The 15,765-nt window shown below is 40.1% G+C and carries 15 protein-coding genes; 11 read left to right on the top strand and 4 right to left on the bottom strand.

What is annotated here, in order from left to right; translation table 11 throughout:
* The first annotated feature begins 6 nt into the window (after positions 1 to 6).
* Complete coding sequence (locus J8Z28_RS09735) at positions 7 to 1,743, top strand: DUF3466 family protein (RefSeq protein ID WP_250659328.1); 1,737 nt, start codon at positions 7 to 9, stop codon at positions 1,741 to 1,743.
* 133 nt (positions 1,744 to 1,876) lie between these two features.
* Here the strand turns inward: J8Z28_RS09735 and J8Z28_RS09730 are convergent, their stop codons facing one another.
* Entirely contained in the window at positions 1,877 to 2,386 is a 510-nt protein-coding gene (locus J8Z28_RS09730) for a DUF2062 domain-containing protein (protein ID WP_054561579.1), read from the bottom strand.
* Positions 2,387 to 2,482: 96 nt separating this feature from the next.
* Between J8Z28_RS09730 and J8Z28_RS09725 the strand changes: the two genes are divergently transcribed.
* From J8Z28_RS09725 to tcdA, 7 genes are read left to right on the top strand one after another with little or no spacing between them, the layout of a single operon-like run.
* Positions 2,483 to 4,636 carry a DNA internalization-related competence protein ComEC/Rec2 gene (locus tag J8Z28_RS09725; protein WP_250659327.1) on the top strand — a complete coding sequence of 718 codons (2,154 nt, stop codon included), beginning with the start codon at positions 2,483 to 2,485 and terminating at the stop codon, positions 4,634 to 4,636.
* 59 nt (positions 4,637 to 4,695) lie between these two features.
* Entirely contained in the window at positions 4,696 to 6,438 is a 1,743-nt protein-coding gene (msbA, locus tag J8Z28_RS09720) for a lipid A export permease/ATP-binding protein MsbA (protein WP_054561577.1), read from the top strand.
* The gene (lpxK, locus tag J8Z28_RS09715) at positions 6,438 to 7,415 is read left to right on the top strand and encodes a tetraacyldisaccharide 4'-kinase (RefSeq protein WP_250659326.1); all 978 of its coding nucleotides are present in this window, start codon (positions 6,438 to 6,440) and stop codon (positions 7,413 to 7,415) included. Before msbA ends, lpxK begins: the two co-directional genes overlap by 1 nt.
* Positions 7,405 to 7,602 (top strand): Trm112 family protein, encoded by a 198-nt coding sequence (locus J8Z28_RS09710; protein ID WP_036968654.1) that lies wholly within the window; start codon positions 7,405 to 7,407, stop codon positions 7,600 to 7,602. Before lpxK ends, J8Z28_RS09710 begins: the two co-directional genes overlap by 11 nt.
* Positions 7,590 to 8,345, top strand: coding sequence for a 3-deoxy-manno-octulosonate cytidylyltransferase (kdsB, locus tag J8Z28_RS09705; protein ID WP_055021960.1), 756 nt, complete (start codon positions 7,590 to 7,592; stop codon positions 8,343 to 8,345). Before J8Z28_RS09710 ends, kdsB begins: the two co-directional genes overlap by 13 nt.
* 2 nt (positions 8,346 to 8,347) lie before the next feature.
* Positions 8,348 to 9,022 (top strand): TIGR01621 family pseudouridine synthase, encoded by a 675-nt coding sequence (locus tag J8Z28_RS09700; protein WP_063529407.1) that lies wholly within the window; start codon positions 8,348 to 8,350, stop codon positions 9,020 to 9,022.
* Positions 9,023 to 9,817 (top strand): tRNA cyclic N6-threonylcarbamoyladenosine(37) synthase TcdA, encoded by a 795-nt coding sequence (gene tcdA, locus J8Z28_RS09695; protein WP_250659325.1) that lies wholly within the window; start codon positions 9,023 to 9,025, stop codon positions 9,815 to 9,817.
* 3 nt (positions 9,818 to 9,820) lie between these two features.
* On the opposite strand, the gene J8Z28_RS09690 is transcribed toward tcdA, so the two are convergent.
* From J8Z28_RS09690 to J8Z28_RS09680, 3 genes are all read right to left on the bottom strand, one after another.
* A complete protein-coding gene (locus tag J8Z28_RS09690; protein ID WP_054551375.1) occupies positions 9,821 to 10,234 on the bottom strand; it encodes a SufE family protein in 414 nt (137 codons plus the stop codon).
* 13 nt (positions 10,235 to 10,247) lie between these two features.
* On the bottom strand, positions 10,248 to 11,462 hold the full coding sequence (locus tag J8Z28_RS09685; protein ID WP_250659324.1) for an aminotransferase class V-fold PLP-dependent enzyme: 1,215 nt from the start codon (positions 11,460 to 11,462) through the stop codon (positions 10,248 to 10,250).
* Positions 11,463 to 11,573: 111 nt separating this feature from the next.
* A complete protein-coding gene (locus tag J8Z28_RS09680; protein ID WP_054551373.1) occupies positions 11,574 to 12,860 on the bottom strand; it encodes a citrate synthase in 1,287 nt (428 codons plus the stop codon).
* A gap of 409 nt (positions 12,861 to 13,269) precedes the next feature.
* On the opposite strand from J8Z28_RS09680, the gene sdhC reads away from it, so the two are divergent.
* The 3 genes from sdhC to sdhA are packed head-to-tail and all read left to right on the top strand — an operon-like array spanning position 13,270 to position 15,758.
* A complete protein-coding gene (sdhC, locus tag J8Z28_RS09675; RefSeq protein WP_082401567.1) occupies positions 13,270 to 13,647 on the top strand; it encodes a succinate dehydrogenase, cytochrome b556 subunit in 378 nt (125 codons plus the stop codon).
* Positions 13,638 to 13,985: a succinate dehydrogenase, hydrophobic membrane anchor protein gene (sdhD, locus tag J8Z28_RS09670; RefSeq protein WP_054551371.1), complete on the top strand. Its 348-nt coding sequence runs from the start codon at positions 13,638 to 13,640 to the stop codon at positions 13,983 to 13,985. Before sdhC ends, sdhD begins: the two co-directional genes overlap by 10 nt.
* A complete protein-coding gene (gene sdhA / locus J8Z28_RS09665) occupies positions 13,986 to 15,758 on the top strand; it encodes a succinate dehydrogenase flavoprotein subunit (protein WP_054561569.1) in 1,773 nt (590 codons plus the stop codon).
* The last annotated feature ends 7 nt before the right edge of the window (positions 15,759 to 15,765 follow it).

Genomic DNA, 15,765 nt, shown 5'->3' with positions numbered 1-15,765 from the left:
ATTAAAATGAAATACAAATTACTCGCTGCCAGTATTTTAGCCACCCTAAGTACCTCAGCGATGAGCGCAACCTATAAATTAGAAGAATTAGGTGGAATTGATGGCGCTAAATTTAACTACGTAACAGATGTTAGTGAAAACGGTCACATCATAGGCTTAGCAAATGGCCTTTACAAATTACCCGTTGATGTCTCTTATATCGATTTTACAGATTCGTTGATCAAAGATGCTTATGATACAGCTAAAAAGCAGTATGAACTCATTGATAAAGAAATTACATTTACTCTTGATGACATTGAGAATAACGATGCGGTATATACAAACGCTGATGCACATGCATTTATGGTAAGTTTTTTAACAGGTCGTTCAACTGACTCTGAATATCAAAAATTATCAAGTGCAATTGCAACGCTTTACACATCTGAAGGTGCTTCAGAGCAAGTTTTATTTGATGAACAGTCTCTTGATTTTGACGGCTTAACACGCTCGACTTCTAACTTACTAAATGCTGTAACAGATGACGGTGTTATGGTTGGTTGGGGCAGTGCACCTTACGAAAAAACATCGTTCACTCAAACAGATGAAGACGAAGAAGAAACCCACTTTTTAAGAGACTTCATTAGCCGTGCAATTGTTATCAGCGAAGACGGTGTGAAAGTTGAACTTGCACCAGAGTTTGATGATTACGGCGGTATTAGCTCAGCAAATGACATTATCAAAACGGCAAATGGCTATGAAGTTGTAGGCACTGTCTCTACTGATATTGCGGTTGATCCACTGGATGATATTACTGATAACTGTGACGGCGAAGATGAACCAGTTTCAGACTGTGTAGAAGCGTACAACCGTACTTATTCAACGGGTATTTATAATAAACGTGCTGTTAAGTGGACATTAGACACTAATCTAAACATTACCAATACAGAAATGTATGGCTTAGGTTTAACGCCTGAAGATGACGAAGATTTCGCGTTCCGTAGTAACGCACTTGCGATCAACGAAAATGGTTTAGTGGTTGGTACGTCTGATGTGCGTTATAAGAGTAATAGCACACGTATTACTATGCCTGTTATTTTCGAAAATGGTGAAGTAAAAGAATTTATCGACCAAGAAGATGATTGGATTTCAGGTCAGCCTTTAGCGGTTAATAATGACGATGTTATTGTTGGCTATGCGAGCAAGCGAATCGACGGTACAACGCGCACAAAATTTTTCTACTACGATAAAAATAGCGATAGCGTTGTTTTCCCAACGGATTACTTCTCAAGTTCAAGCTCATTAGCTAACGATATCAATGATAATGGTATTGTTGTTGGTGAGGGTGAAACAGATATTTATAATACTTCTACCCGTCGTCGTGAAGGTTTCATGTACACCATTGGTGAAGATTCAGTTGTTAACTTAAACAATTTATTACCTTGTTATGAAGACGATGGTGAGACTCGCTTTAAATACACGGTTGCTGAAGCGAAATCAATTAACAACAATAATGAAATCTTCGGTGTTGCGACTAAAACTGTTGAAAAGACAGATTCATTCGGTAACGTTGTAGTCGATGTTAATGGCAATATCGAATATGAAAGTGTCGCAGTGGCTGTTAAGTTAACACCAATTGATGGCTCTGTTGAAGAATGTCCTGCAGAAGAGATTGAACAATACGAGCGTCAATCAGCAAGCTTCCCTTGGTATGCATTATTGCTATTACCATTTGCAGCAGCACGTCGTGTATTTCGTAAGAAGTAATAATACCAACCCGCAATAATACTTAATTAAGCGGATTGGTACAATTAGAGAGCTTTATGCAAAGCAAATAGCTTTCTTGCAAGAAATAAAAAACCCAGCTTTAAGCTGGGTTTTTTGTCTATACTGAAATCAGTTATTTTTTATGGCGATGTATCCATGCTTTACGGACTGAACGTTTCCAAAGCATGTCGGTACCAAAATAACCAATGATTGCCGCAGCTGTTGCACAAATAAATGAACCAACTAAAAATGCTGGGCCAATTGTTGTAAGGCTATCTATAAACCATTGCCAGCTTGGTTCAAATTGGAAGTGCTGCTGTGGTTGAGCAAGGGCAATCGTGCCTACAATATATGAACAATAGAAAATAGGAGGCATGGTCAGTGGGTTAGTGATCCACACTGTTGCAACAGAAATCGGTAAATTTACTCGAAATGGAATAGCCAGGGCGGCTGCAAGAACCATTTGAAAAGGAACAGGGATGAACGCAAAAAATAAACCAACAGCAAATGCACCGCGTGCTGAGCGTCTATTTAAGTGCCATAAATTGGCATCATGCAATAAACGACCAAAAATTCTTAAATACTTGTGTTCTTTTACCTTGTTATGATCAGGTAAAAAGCGTTGGATCGTTTTCTTAGCCATTTAAAGCAACCATTTACATCTATTTGGTTATGCAGCGGCTTTGTCATAGGCTGTTTTTTCACCCTATATACATTTGGCACTGCGGCGTTTTATATAATGAGTTTTGCTGTATTGCTAGCAGGTGCCTATTTTAAGCCTTTTTTAACTCTATTGTCAGGGTTTATTTGCGCTATTTTAGTAGTGATTTTTCATTACTTCATTTTTTACTCAATCTCTGACTGTCAAATCAATTACCAACAAAGCCGATTAGTTCGATTTGCGGTAGTTGAAACATACAGTGAACAAAGCCCTTATTACATTAAAGCAAGTCTGAAAAATATTGAATATTGCTCTACAGGCATTCGACCTGCTCCTAATGCAATGCTAAGCATTACTTCAGATAAACCTGTTACTCGTGGAGATGAATTAAGCGCAGAACTCAAACTTAAACCTTACAGATCGGTAAAAAATTTCTATAGTTTTGATAGAGAACGGCAAGCATTACTTGAGCGAGTATTTTATAAAGGCCGAAGCGTAGGAGAGATAAGCAATTTAAATCATCATCGATATAACTCCCTTCGAGTGAGTTACCGCACATATATTGAAAAAGTGACGGCAAGCACCCAATTACAATGGCTTTATTATGCGCTTTTAACCGGTGACAAAAGTAAAATAAGCTATGAAGATAGAAAACACTTACGTGAATTAGGCTTGTCGCATCTACTAGCTATTTCAGGTCTTCATATCGGACTTATCTTTGCAGTCGGCTTTTATAGTAGTAAGTGGCTGTTAAGAATGAGTCATTTACGCGTAAGCCAATCAATTCAATTAAATAAGTTATTTGTTTTTGTAGGGTTCAGTTGCTCGTTCGTCTATGTCTACTTAAGTGATTTTATAGTTTCCGCAAGCCGAGCGCTGCTGATGTTAGGCTGTTACCTTGTTATTTATAACCTAGGGAAAAACCCAGTGCGTTGGCGTTCAATTTTGTACGCCTTGAGTGTTGTGTTGTTTATAGACCCATTTGCACTTTTGAACCCTGGGCTCTATTTCAGTTTTTTGGCCGTTACGATCATCTTTCTACTGACTAAAAACACAGTTAATTTGTCACTTGGTTTTTTAAAGCGATTTGCACAGCTACTGCAAGTTCAGTGCGCTTTATTTGTCGGTCTACTGCCTCTATCCTTATATTACTTCTCAGGCACTAGTGTCATAGGTTTATTGATTAACCTTATTGCTGTGCCCTTGGTTGGTGTGCTGTTATTGCCTTTCTTAATTTTTTATAGTTTGGTTTCTAGTCTACTGGATATTTCTGGTTTGTTATCACTCGTCGACAGTGCGCTGTATTATGGTTATCAATTACTACTCTCTATCCCTAATGGCTGGCGTTGGTTCTCGCTCAATGAGTTTAGTTTTTCATTATTGATCATAAGTTACATAACACTTCTGCTGTTGTACTTTAGTCCAAATAAATATGTGTGCTTAATTCCTGTTTGTATATATGCCGTTGAGAGTGAATTAAAGCCAGAAGCTAAGTTTCAGTTAGATGTGTTTGATGTAGGGCATGGCTTAATGGTGATGGTAAGCCACAAAAATAAAGCGATAATATATGATTTAGGCCCACAGTACTTTGGTCGTTATGATTATGTACGCCGTGTATTACTCAACAACATCAATAAACAACAGTTATCTGTTATCGCAACAATAATAAGCCACTTAGATAACGACCATTCTGGCGGTTTAACAAGTTGGCAAATGGCAGGGTTTCAAGACACTCTAGCTATCTTTCATCCTCAGGGGCTGGGAAATAAGTGCAAAACAACAACACTCAAGCTTGATGAGCTTAATATCAGAAGTTTTACAGCAAAGGTAGAAAATGCGAGTCGTAATGATCAGTCGTGTTTATTAAAAGTAACGGGTTTTAATTACTCAGTGTTACTGACTGGGGATATATCTGCAGCGGCAGAAACTAAGCTTGTTGAAGCGGGGAAGGATTTACGAGCGACTATTTTAATAAGCCCCCATCATGGTAGTAATACTTCTTCCAGTTATAAATTTATAGGTGCAGTAAACCCTGAAGTAGTTATCCATTCATCTGCTTATCAAGGGCAATGGCGCTTTCCTCATCCTGAAGTTGTAAATCGTTATAACCAACACCATATACAGCAGTTATCGACGGCAGAATATGGCCATATACGCATAAAATTTTACGAAGATAAATATCGCTTAGAATTTGCGCGAGAGCAGGAAAGTTATTGGTTCGAACAAGATTGACGTTTTGTTTTTACCCCCTAAAGGCTACAATAGTCGAAGTCTATGAATAAGAGAGTGTTATGGATCAAACTACATCCCAAATCTATAAGCGATTAATCAGTTATGTGGGTGATTATAAGTTAATCGCGTTTTTCGCCATTGTAGGCATGATTGGCTATTCAGCCATGGATGCATTGTTTATAAATTTAATGAAGCCCTTCATTGATGAAGGTTTAAATGATCGTAACACTGATGTTTTAACTTATGCACCATTTGTTGTAATTGCATTGGTATTAGGTCGTGGCATGTTTAACTATATGTCGTCGTACTGTTTAAGTTATGTAGGCTCTCAAGTTGTAAGAACGTTGCGCCAACAATTATTCGAACATATTTTACATCTGCCGGTGTCTTTCCATGATAAAAATTCAAATGGCGATTTAATCTCTAAAATCACCTTTGATACTGAGCAGGTTCAACAAGCCATTACTAAAGCCCTGTTAATTGTTGTAAGGGAAGGGGCCTTTGTTGTTTTCTTACTATTTAATATGTTTTATACCAGTTGGAAGCTATCACTGATATTTTTAGTCATTATTCCGCTGGTGGCCGTTATCGTTGCCTTTGTATCGAAACGTTTTCGTATGATTTCGAAAAAAATCCAATCTGCTATGGGCCAAGTAACTCGCAGTTCAGAGCAAATGCTATCTGGTCACAAGGTGATTCATGGCTTTGGTGGTCAACAGCAAGAGATATCGCAATTCTCGGCTATTAATAATCATAATCGTCAGCAGCGCATTAAAATGGATGCAACTAAAGCGTTAAGCGTTTCTGTTATCCAAATTTTGGCAGCAAGCGCGATGGCCGTGATTTTATGGGTTGTGTCTATGCCGTCGATGATTGATACCATCAGTTCAGGTGACTTCGTATTACTTATTTCATCAATGATGATGTTATTACGCCCACTGAAGCAACTTTCTAACGTTAATAGTGATTTACAACGTGGTATTTCGGCAGCGCAAAGTATCTTTTTAGTACTAGATGAAGAAGTAGAAAAAGACACTGGCACATACAGCGTTGATAAAGTAACTGGGAAAATTGAAGTGAACAATGTGACCTTTAAATACCCAACGAAGGATGAGCCTGTATTAAAGAATTTATCACTTTCGATTAATGCCGGCGAAAGCATCGCATTGGTTGGCCGTTCTGGCTCAGGTAAATCGACCATCTCAAATTTATTACCGCGTTATTATGAGCTTGAAGGTGACAGTGAAATTTTGCTTGATGGCGTCAACATTGCTGATTACAAACTGACAGACTTACGTAAGCAATTTGCACTGGTATCTCAGCAAGTGGTTTTATTTAACGACACTATTACGAATAACATTTGCTATGGCCTCGACCGCGAGTTAACAAACGAGGAGTTAATGGCGGTTGCCAAGCAAGCCCATGTTTGGGAGTTTGTTAAAGATTTACCAGAAGGTTTAGATACCATGGTGGGTGAAAACGGCGTTATGTTGTCAGGCGGCCAGCGCCAGCGAATAGCTATTGCACGTGCAATATTAAAAGATGCCCCTATTTTGATTCTAGATGAGGCGACATCTGCACTTGATACTGAATCTGAAAAACTGATCCAACAAGCACTTGATAGCTTAATGAAAGAAAAAACATCGATTGTGATAGCACACCGTTTATCAACAATAGAAAACAGTGATTGCATTTATGTTATCGATCATGGTCAAGTTATCGAAAAGGGCACACATAGCGAGCTTCTTGAAAAAGACGGTACCTATAGTGCGTTATGTAAGATGCAATTTGGTGAGCAGTAGTGAGTGTTATTGAAAAAAGCTGGTATAAAAAGCCAGGCTTACTCAGTGTTTTACTGTTACCTTTCAGTGTTCTTTTTTGGCTTATCTCAACACTTCGCGCTTTGTTTTATAAGCTAAATATTCTAAAAGCATTTAAAGCGCATCTTCCAGTCATTGTTGTTGGTAACATTAGCGTGGGTGGAAACGGCAAAACGCCATTTGTTATTTGGCTTGCTGAGTACTTACAGCAGCAAGGTTTAAAAGTGGCTGTGATCAGCCGTGGCTATGGTGGTCAGTCTGATTCGTATCCTTTGTTAGTGACTGAACAAACGAGTACAGCGCAAGCTGGTGACGAACCAGTACTTATTAAACGCCGCCTAGGTTGTGTTGTAATGGTTGGCCCTGACCGACAAGCGAGTATAAAAAAATTAGAACAACATGATATCGATGTCATTATTTCTGATGATGGCATGCAGCATTATAAAATGGCGCGTGATATCGAATGTTGTATCGTTGATAGTGAACGCCAATTTGGTAACGGTTTATTAATGCCTGCAGGCCCACTTCGTGAAACCAAAGCGCGCTTAAAATCGGTTGATTTAGTCATAGAAAATGGTGGCAACGCTCAAAGCCGCTATGATTTAGCATCAAGCCCATTTCGTACCGTAAGTAATTCAGAACTTGCCAATTCAGTTCAAGGTAAAGGCCATGCGGTCAGTGCTATTGGTAACCCCAAACGCTTTGAAATAAGTCTTGAGCAGCAAGGCATTAACTTACTATCAACTCATCATTTTCGTGATCATTATGCCTACCAAGCAAATGACTTTAGCGATTTTGCAGATGACGCTGTATTTATGACAGAAAAAGATGCAGTTAAATGCTTTAGTTTTGCTAAACCAAATTGGTATTATTTACCTGTTGATGCAAAGCCAACAGCAGCAGTTATCGAAAAACTTAATTTATTATTAAAACAAAAAGGGATCCTCAATGGCCTTTGATACAAAATTACTTGAAATTATCGCTTGCCCAGTGTGTAAAGGTAAATTACGTCTTGATAAAGAAAATCAAGAGCTTATCAGTACTGCTGCGAAACTAGCGTACCCAATCAAAGACGATATCCCGGTGCTTTTAGAAAATGAAGCCCGTGAATTAAGCCAAGAAGAGGTTGATAAGTGGAATTCGTAGTCGTTATCCCAGCTCGCTACGCATCGACGCGTTTACCAGGTAAACCACTTGCTGATATTTGTGGTAAACCAATGATCCAACATGTTTATGAAAAAGCGGTTGCATCAGGTGCATCACAAGTTTATGTAGCGACTGATCATCAAACAGTGTTTGATGCAGTAAAGAAGTTTACTGATAATGTATTGATGACACGAGAAGATCACCAATCAGGCACAGAACGTTTAGCTGAAGTTGTTGAACAGTTAAAACTTGAAAGTGACACTATTGTTGTCAACGTGCAAGGTGATGAGCCTTTATTGGCAAGCGAAAATGTATCTCAAGTTGCCATGCTACTTGCTGATTCTGATGCGCCAATGGCGACTTTGAGCACCAGCATTGATGAGATTGATGATATATTTAATCCAAACTGTGTAAAAGTCATTAACGATGCAGACAACAATGCACTGTATTTTTCGCGTTCGCCAATCCCTTATCACCGTGATGCGATGATGAATGATGACCGAGATAAGCTAAATCTTGCTGATTTTGCACGCCATATTGGTATTTATGCTTATCGTGCTGGCTTTATTAAGGACTACATCGAATTACCAGAATCTCGATTAGAGCTTTTAGAGTCTTTAGAGCAGCTTCGCGTACTTTATCATGGTCACAAAATTAAAATCGCAAAAGCTCTGTGTGCACCGCAAGCAGGCGTAGATACCCCTGAAGACTTAGCGCGCGTTATTGCAGTGCTTGGCAACTAAAAATGCATGATGTAAATAATGTTCATCTTCATGCCAGTGAAGATGACTTCTTTGTTTTTTATAAACCAGCAGGTGTGAGCTTTCATAGTGAACAATGTGCTGGTTTTGTCGTACTTGCTGAAGAGCTTGTTAATGAGAAGCTCTATCCGGTTCATAGGCTAGATAAAGTAACATCAGGTTTAATTATATTAGCCCGTAACAAAGAAGCAGCAGCTGAATTCACTTCGCTATTTTCTGATCATAAAATAAATAAGTTTTATCTAGCCGTTAGTGATGCTAAGCCTAAGAAAAAGCAAGGTTGGATAAAAGGGGATATGCAGAAAAGTCGTCGTGGTGCATTTAAGCTGTTAAAGAGCCAAACGAATCCTGCTATCACACGCTTTTACTCAAAAAGTATTCGACCAGGGCTTCGTGCATACTTGTTAAAGCCATTCTCTGGTAAGACACATCAGCTTAGAGTCGCGATGAAAAGCTTAGGCGCTCCAATTCTAGGTGATAGTACCTATGCTGGTAGTAAAGACGAGCGCACAAACTTGCATGCCTATGCACTACAATTTAGCTATAAAGAGCAGCTTAAAGAGTATCGATGTGATTACACTTTAGGTACTCATCTTAATGAAGTTTTTAACTCAGACGAATTCAAAGAGTGGACAGCTCCTTGGACGTTGGATTGGTAAATGAAAGAAACAACACAAGACATTCGTTTTGGTGGCATTAAACGTTTATATGGTCATCAACAATTTGATTGGTTACAACAAGCACATTTTTGTGTCATTGGTATTGGTGGCGTAGGGAGTTGGGCTGCTGAAGCATTGGCTCGAACGGGTGTAGGACAACTAACCCTCATTGATTTAGATGATATTTGTGCAACCAATGTTAATCGTCAAATTCATGCTTTAACTGGCACCGTAGGCGAAGCAAAAGTAGAAGCGATGAAAACACGTTGTGAGCTTATAAATCCAGATATCAAAATTAATGTTATTGACGATTTCATTACGCTAGATAACATTCGTGAGCATATTCAAGGTTTTGACTATGTGATTGATTGTATTGATGCGGTCAAAGAAAAAGCTGCGCTTATTGCTCACTGTAAACGCATAAAACTACCGGTTATTACCACCGGAGGCGCAGGCGGGCAAGCCGACCCTAGTCAAATCAGTTTTGGTGACGTTGCAAAGACAACCCATGATCCATTGCTTGCAAAAGTACGTTATATTTTGCGAAAACAGTACAACTTTAGTAGCAATCCAAAGCGAAAATTTAACGTCGATTGTGTTTATTCTACAGAGCAGCTTGTATATCCAACCTCTGAAGGTGAGGTTTGCCAAGCAAAACAAGGTGCAGATGGTTCAATGAATATGGACTGTAATAATGGTTTTGGCTCTGCAACCATGGTGACAGGCAGCTTTGGCTTTTTTGTTGCAGCCAAAGCGATTAGAAAATACCTTGATAAAAAACAGCGTAGTTTATAAAACTTATTGTTTTTGTTCAGCCATGGTTTGAATTTTATCAACCATGGCTTTAATACCATTACCACGAGAAGGGCTTAAATGGCTAATTAGACCGAGTCGTTCAAATTCATCATAAGCATTTATTTGCGCCGCTTGCTCCGGTGTTAGACCATTGTATAAGGCTAAAATTAAAGCCAATAGTCCTTTAACGATGCGAGTATCTGAATCGCCCGCTAAAACTAGGCTGTTTTCTGTATGATCAAAGTCGATATACAGCCACACTTTACTTTCACAGCCTTTAACAAGGGCATCATCTACTTTGAGTACTTCAGGCATAACAGGTAATTGCTTACCTAAGAGCATTATTTGGCGATATTTTTGCTGCCAGCCTGCAGCTGTTTCAATGTTTTTACTAACGGCTTCAAACGCTGAATTCATTACTTATCCAAAATTAATCTAATAACTCAATACTACTTTTAACAGCTCTGATAAAGGCATCGACATCAGCTTTAGTGTTATATAACGCAAAACTTGCTCGTACAGTCCCTGGGATGCCTAAATGACTCATTATAGGTTGCGTACAATGATGGCCACTACGCACGGCAACGCCAAATCCATCAAGTAGGGTGGCTAAATCAAACGGATGTTCATCGCGATAATTAAAACTAATGTTACCGATGTTATCTGTTTGGTTTGAATAGATATTAATACCATCAATAGCTGATAATTGTTTTATCGCATAGTCAAAAACTGTATGCTCATGTTGACGCATTTGCTGAAAATCTAACGATATTAAATAATTTATTGCCTCACTAAAGGCAATGACACCTGCAATATTGGGTGTTCCTGCTTCAAATTTACCCGGCGCATCACGAAAAGTGCTGTGTGTTAGGTTCACTGTTTCGATCATTTCGCCACCGGTTTGATATACATCGAGCGAATTTAACAGCTCAAATCGGCCATATAGGCCTCCTAAACCTGTCGGCCCGAGCATTTTATGGGCAGAAAACACGTAAAAATCACAGGAAATTTCTTGTAAATTAGGGCGTAAATGCATGGCTGCCTGCGCACCATCAATAACAGAAATAGCATTAATGGCTTTACATGCGTTAATGATTGGCGCTAAATCAGTGATATTCCCAAGGGTATTTGATGCATGGGTAATAGCGACTATTTTAGGCTTTTGTTGCTTGATAAATTCACTACAGTGCACGCTATTAATAGTTAAATCATTTTCTATCGGCAAAATAATGACTTCTGCACCGGTACGCTGAGCTAGCTGTTGCCAAGGGACGATGTTAGCGTGGTGTTCAATAGCAGATAGGGCAATTTTATCGCCAGGATTAAGCCTCGAAGCCAGACCATTTGCGATCAAATTAATCGATTCGGTTGCCCCTTTGGTCCACACTATCTCATTATTTTTTACAGAAAAATAATCTGCAAGTAGCGTTCGTGTATGCTCATATTGGCGTGTCGCGTTTTCACTGAGTGTATGGCGGCCGCGGTGCACATTGGCGTTCTCGTGGCTATAAAAACGGCTAAGAGCATTAATAACTGCCTGTGGCTTTTGCGAGGTCGCTGCTGAGTCTAAATACACCAAAGGCTGCTCATTGACTGTTACATTCAGTATGGGAAAGTCAGCACGTATTTTTGTGATATCGAACATGAAAGGCCTTAAGCTACAAGAATGCGACGATTTTAATTACTTTGCACAAATAGACAAGTGCAGGGCAACAAAAAAGGCCGCATAGCGGCCTTTTTTAAACGCAAATTCGTATTAACGCTTGTCTGTTGGTACGTAATCGCGTGAAGTTTCACCAGTGTATAACTGACGAGGACGGCTGATCTTGTGACCAGGTTGAGAAAGCATCTCATCCCAGTGAGAGATCCAACCAACAGTACGTGACATTGCAAAGATTACAGTGAACATGCTTGTTGGAATACCGATTGCTTTTAAGATGATACCTGAGTAGAAATCTACGTTAGGGTAAAGTTTCTTCTCAACGAAGTATGGGTCTTCAAGTGCAATTTGCTCAAGCTTCATAGCGATATCAAGAAGTGGATCTTGAATGTTTAGCTCAGCAAGTACTTCGTGACATGTTTGACGCATTACTGTCGCACGTGGGTCGAAGTTTTTGTATACACGGTGACCAAAGCCCATAAGACGGAAAGGATCAGACTTATCTTTTGCTTTAGCAACGTACTCGTCGATACGGTCAACAGAGCCGATTTCTTCTAACATGTTAAGACATGCTTCGTTAGCACCACCGTGCGCAGGGCCCCATAGAGATGCGATACCAGCCGCGATACACGCGTAAGGGTTAGCACCTGAAGAACCAGCTAGACGAACAGTTGAAGTTGATGCGTTTTGCTCGTGGTCAGCGTGAAGCATGAAGATTTTGTCCATTGCTTTAGCAAGAACAGGGCTTACTTTGTATTCTTCAGCTGGTACTGAGAACATCATGTGTAAGAAGTTTTCAGCGAAGCTTAAGTCGTTACGTGGGTAAACAAACGGTTGACCTACATTGTATTTGTAAGCCATCGCAGCGATAGTTGGTAATTTAGCAACTAGCTTGATTGCGCTTGTTTTACGTTGTGTTGCGTCAGTGATGTCTAAATCTTCGTGGTAGAAAGAAGAAAGAGCACCTACAACACCACACAGCATTGCCATTGGGTGAGCGTCAAAGCGGAAACCTTGGAAGAAGTTTGCGATTTTAGTATCAAGCATTGTGTTGTGCGTGATTTCTTGAGCAAACGCTTCGTATTGTTCTTTAGTCGGTAATTCGCCGTTTAATAGTAAGTAGCAAAGCTCGATGTAGTTTGATTCATCAGCTAATTGCTCGATTGGGTAACCACGGTGTAATAAAACACCTTTGCCGCCATCGATGTAAGTGATTGAAGATTCACAAGAACCGGTCGACATGAAACCTGGGTCGTAAGTGAAGTGACCGTGTGAACCTAACGTACGTACGTCGATTACGTCTTGGCCAGCAGTGCCTTGGTAAATTGGAAGTTCGATTGGATCAAGACCATCAATATGGACCGTGGCTTTCTTATCCGCCATCTATTTATCTCCTATTAAGATAACAACTCTGATTGTTATGTTCTGAATCTGTTTAAGCACATTCTTTTCATTTTAACGTGAAAGAGGGGTATAAAGTCAATTTTTATAAACATTATGCACAAATGGATAATAAATATTCTGCCAGGATTAAATATTATACTATTGGCTAATTCGCAAACGTCTCTTACTAAACAAGAATTGTAAAAAGACCTTTGGCTATATATACTATCCAAGGTTTTATACCGTATTGTCTGTAGGTAAACTTTATTTTTACATTTGAGTTTTGCATAAGTGTGAACTTTTTGTGTATCAACACGGTTTACTTAGATAGTTCCATCGAAATTCATTTTGATGGGTTTTAGAAAAACAAGTAGATGAGCTCCTTAGTGGGCAAGATGGGCAAGTAACTGTGAAAAAGCAAAGACCTGTAAATCTAGATCTAACAACTATATCTATGCCGGCAACGGCTAAAGCATCAATTTTTCACCGCGTCACCGGTGTTGCATTATTTTTTGCTTTAACGTTTGTCATTTGGGCTTGGTCTGAGTCTCTTTCTTCTGCAGAAGGTTTTGAATTCGTCAAGGGTCTGTTCAGCGGATTCATTGCCAAATTCATAGCATGGGGCACCATTTCTGTATTGGCGTATCACTTAATCGGTGGTATCCGTCATATCATTATGGACATGGGTCACTGGGAAGAACTTGAATCAGGTAACTTCAGCGCTAAAGTTGCATTAGCTTTAGGTGTTGTAGCTGCAATTCTAGCAGGAGTGTGGATATGGTTTTAAATCAAGCAACTCTTAAACGTGATGGTGTACAAGATTTCGTATCACTACGTGCAACAGCATTAATAATCAGCGCTTACGCGATTTTTATTATCGGCTATTTTTTATGTACGCCAGAAGTCACTTTCGAAGCCTGGCAAGGCCTATTCTCTAACCTAGCAATGAAAGGGTTTACCTTAATTACCCTAGTTTGCATCATGGTTCACACCCGTATCGGCCTTTGGCAAGTTCTTACTGACTATGTTAAATGCGCTAAATTACGTGCTGTTTTAGGCTTTGTATTAAACCTTATGGCTGTTGCTTACGTAGCAATTGGTCTAATCGTTTTATGGGGTGTTTAAGTGAATTATTCTGTTCGTGAATTTGACGCTGTAGTGATTGGTGCCGGTGGTGCGGGTATGCGCGCAGCACTAGCTATCACTGAATCAGGCAAAACCTGTGCACTTATCTCAAAAGTTTTCCCTACACGTTCTCACACTGTGTCTGCACAGGGTGGTATTACGGTTGCTCTGGGTAACTCACATGAAGATAACTGGGAATGGCACATGTACGATACTGTTAAAGGTTCCGATTTCATCGGTGACCAAGACGCTATCGAATATATGTGTAAAACGGGCCCAGAAGCTATTACTGAATTAGAAAACATGGGTTTACCATTTTCTCGTTTTGAAAATGGCCGTGTTTACCAACGTCCTTTCGGCGGTCAGTCGAAAAACTTTGGTGGTGAACAGGCTGCACGTACTGCAGCAGCAGCTGACCGTACTGGTCACGCGCTATTACACTGTTTATACCAACAGAACGTTAAAAACAAAACTAACGTATTCTCTGAGTGGTACGCACTAGATTTAGTTAAAAACAGCGACGGTCACGTTGTTGGTTGTACAGCAATCGACATCGAGTCTGGCGAAGTTGTTTACTTCAAATCAAAAGCTGTTGTTTTAGCAACAGGTGGTGCAGGCCGTATCTACGCATCGACAACGAATGCACACATCAATACTGGTGACGGTGTTGGTATGGCTACACGTGCAGGTGTTGCAATGCAAGATATGGAAATGTGGCAGTTCCACCCAACAGGTATCGCCGGTGCCGGTGTACTTGTAACTGAAGGTTGTCGTGGTGAAGGTGGTTACCTTCTAAATAAAGACGGCGAACGCTTCATGGAACGTTACGCACCTAATGCAAAAGACTTAGCGTCTCGTGACGTTGTTGCTCGTTCAATGATGACTGAGATCCGTGAAGGTCGTGGTTGTGATGGTCCTTACGGTCCACACATCAAGCTTAAGCTTGACCACTTAGGAGAAGAAACACTTAACTTACGTCTTCCAGGCGTATGTGACCTTGCGAAAACATTCGCACACGTTGATCCAGCTAAAGAACCAATTCCAGTTATCCCAACATGTCACTACATGATGGGTGGTGTTCCAACTAACGTAAATGGTCAAGCATTACAAATTGATGCAAACGGCCAAGAGAAAGTAGTTGAAGGTTTATTCGCTGTTGGTGAGATTGCATGTGTATCTGTACACGGTGCTAACCGCCTAGGTGGTAACTCACTACTTGACTTAGTTGTATTCGGCCGCGCAGCTGGTAACTTCTTAGGTAAGTACCTTAACGGTGTTGAAGCAGGTAAAGATGCGTCTGATTCAGATCTTGAAGCATCACTTGCACGCTTTAACCGTTGGGAAAACTCTAAAGCTGGCCAAGGTGAAGACCCAGTACAAATCAAGAAAGACCTACAAATGTGTATGCAACTTAACTTCTCGGTATTCCGTGAAGGTGATGCAATGGCAACAGGTCTTAAAGAGCTTAAAGAAATTCGTGAACGTCTTCAGTACGCTCGTCTTGACGACAAGTCGACTGAGTTCAACACTGCACGTATCGAATGTCTAGAGCTTGATAACTTGATGGAAACAGCATACTCAACAGCAGTAGCTGCAAACTTCCGTACAGAAAGCCGTGGTGCACACTCTCGTTTTGACTTCCCAGATCGTGATGACGATAACTGGCTATGTCACTCTATCTATAACCCAGTTACAGATGAAATGACAAAACGTGAAGTAAACTACGCGCCGAAACTGCGTGAAGCTTTCCCACCTAAAGCACGTACATACTAGGAGCGAG

The organism is Pseudoalteromonas sp. SCSIO 43088 (assembly GCF_023650795.1).
Taxonomy (GTDB): domain Bacteria; phylum Pseudomonadota; class Gammaproteobacteria; order Enterobacterales; family Alteromonadaceae; genus Pseudoalteromonas; species Pseudoalteromonas shioyasakiensis.
This window is presented reverse-complemented; position numbering and strand designations above follow the sequence as displayed.

Bases quoted from the DNA above. Each gene is read 5' to 3' on its own strand.
- sdhD (WP_054551371.1), top strand. From the start codon at position 13,638: ATGGTTTTAAATCAAGCAACTCTTAAACGTGATGGTGTACAAGATTTC.
- J8Z28_RS09730 (WP_054561579.1), bottom strand. From the start codon at position 2,386: ATGGCTAAGAAAACGATCCAACGCTTTTTACCTGATCATAACAAGGTA.
- J8Z28_RS09725 (WP_250659327.1), top strand. From the start codon at position 2,483: ATGAGTTTTGCTGTATTGCTAGCAGGTGCCTATTTTAAGCCTTTTTTA.
- J8Z28_RS09710 (WP_036968654.1), top strand. From the start codon at position 7,405: ATGGCCTTTGATACAAAATTACTTGAAATTATCGCTTGCCCAGTGTGT.
- tcdA (WP_250659325.1), top strand. From the start codon at position 9,023: ATGAAAGAAACAACACAAGACATTCGTTTTGGTGGCATTAAACGTTTA.
- J8Z28_RS09685 (WP_250659324.1), bottom strand. From the start codon at position 11,462: ATGTTCGATATCACAAAAATACGTGCTGACTTTCCCATACTGAATGTA.
- J8Z28_RS09690 (WP_054551375.1), bottom strand. From the start codon at position 10,234: ATGAATTCAGCGTTTGAAGCCGTTAGTAAAAACATTGAAACAGCTGCA.
- J8Z28_RS09680 (WP_054551373.1), bottom strand. From the start codon at position 12,860: ATGGCGGATAAGAAAGCCACGGTCCATATTGATGGTCTTGATCCAATC.
- J8Z28_RS09735 (WP_250659328.1), top strand. From the start codon at position 7: ATGAAATACAAATTACTCGCTGCCAGTATTTTAGCCACCCTAAGTACC.
- msbA (WP_054561577.1), top strand. From the start codon at position 4,696: ATGGATCAAACTACATCCCAAATCTATAAGCGATTAATCAGTTATGTG.
- J8Z28_RS09700 (WP_063529407.1), top strand. From the start codon at position 8,348: ATGCATGATGTAAATAATGTTCATCTTCATGCCAGTGAAGATGACTTC.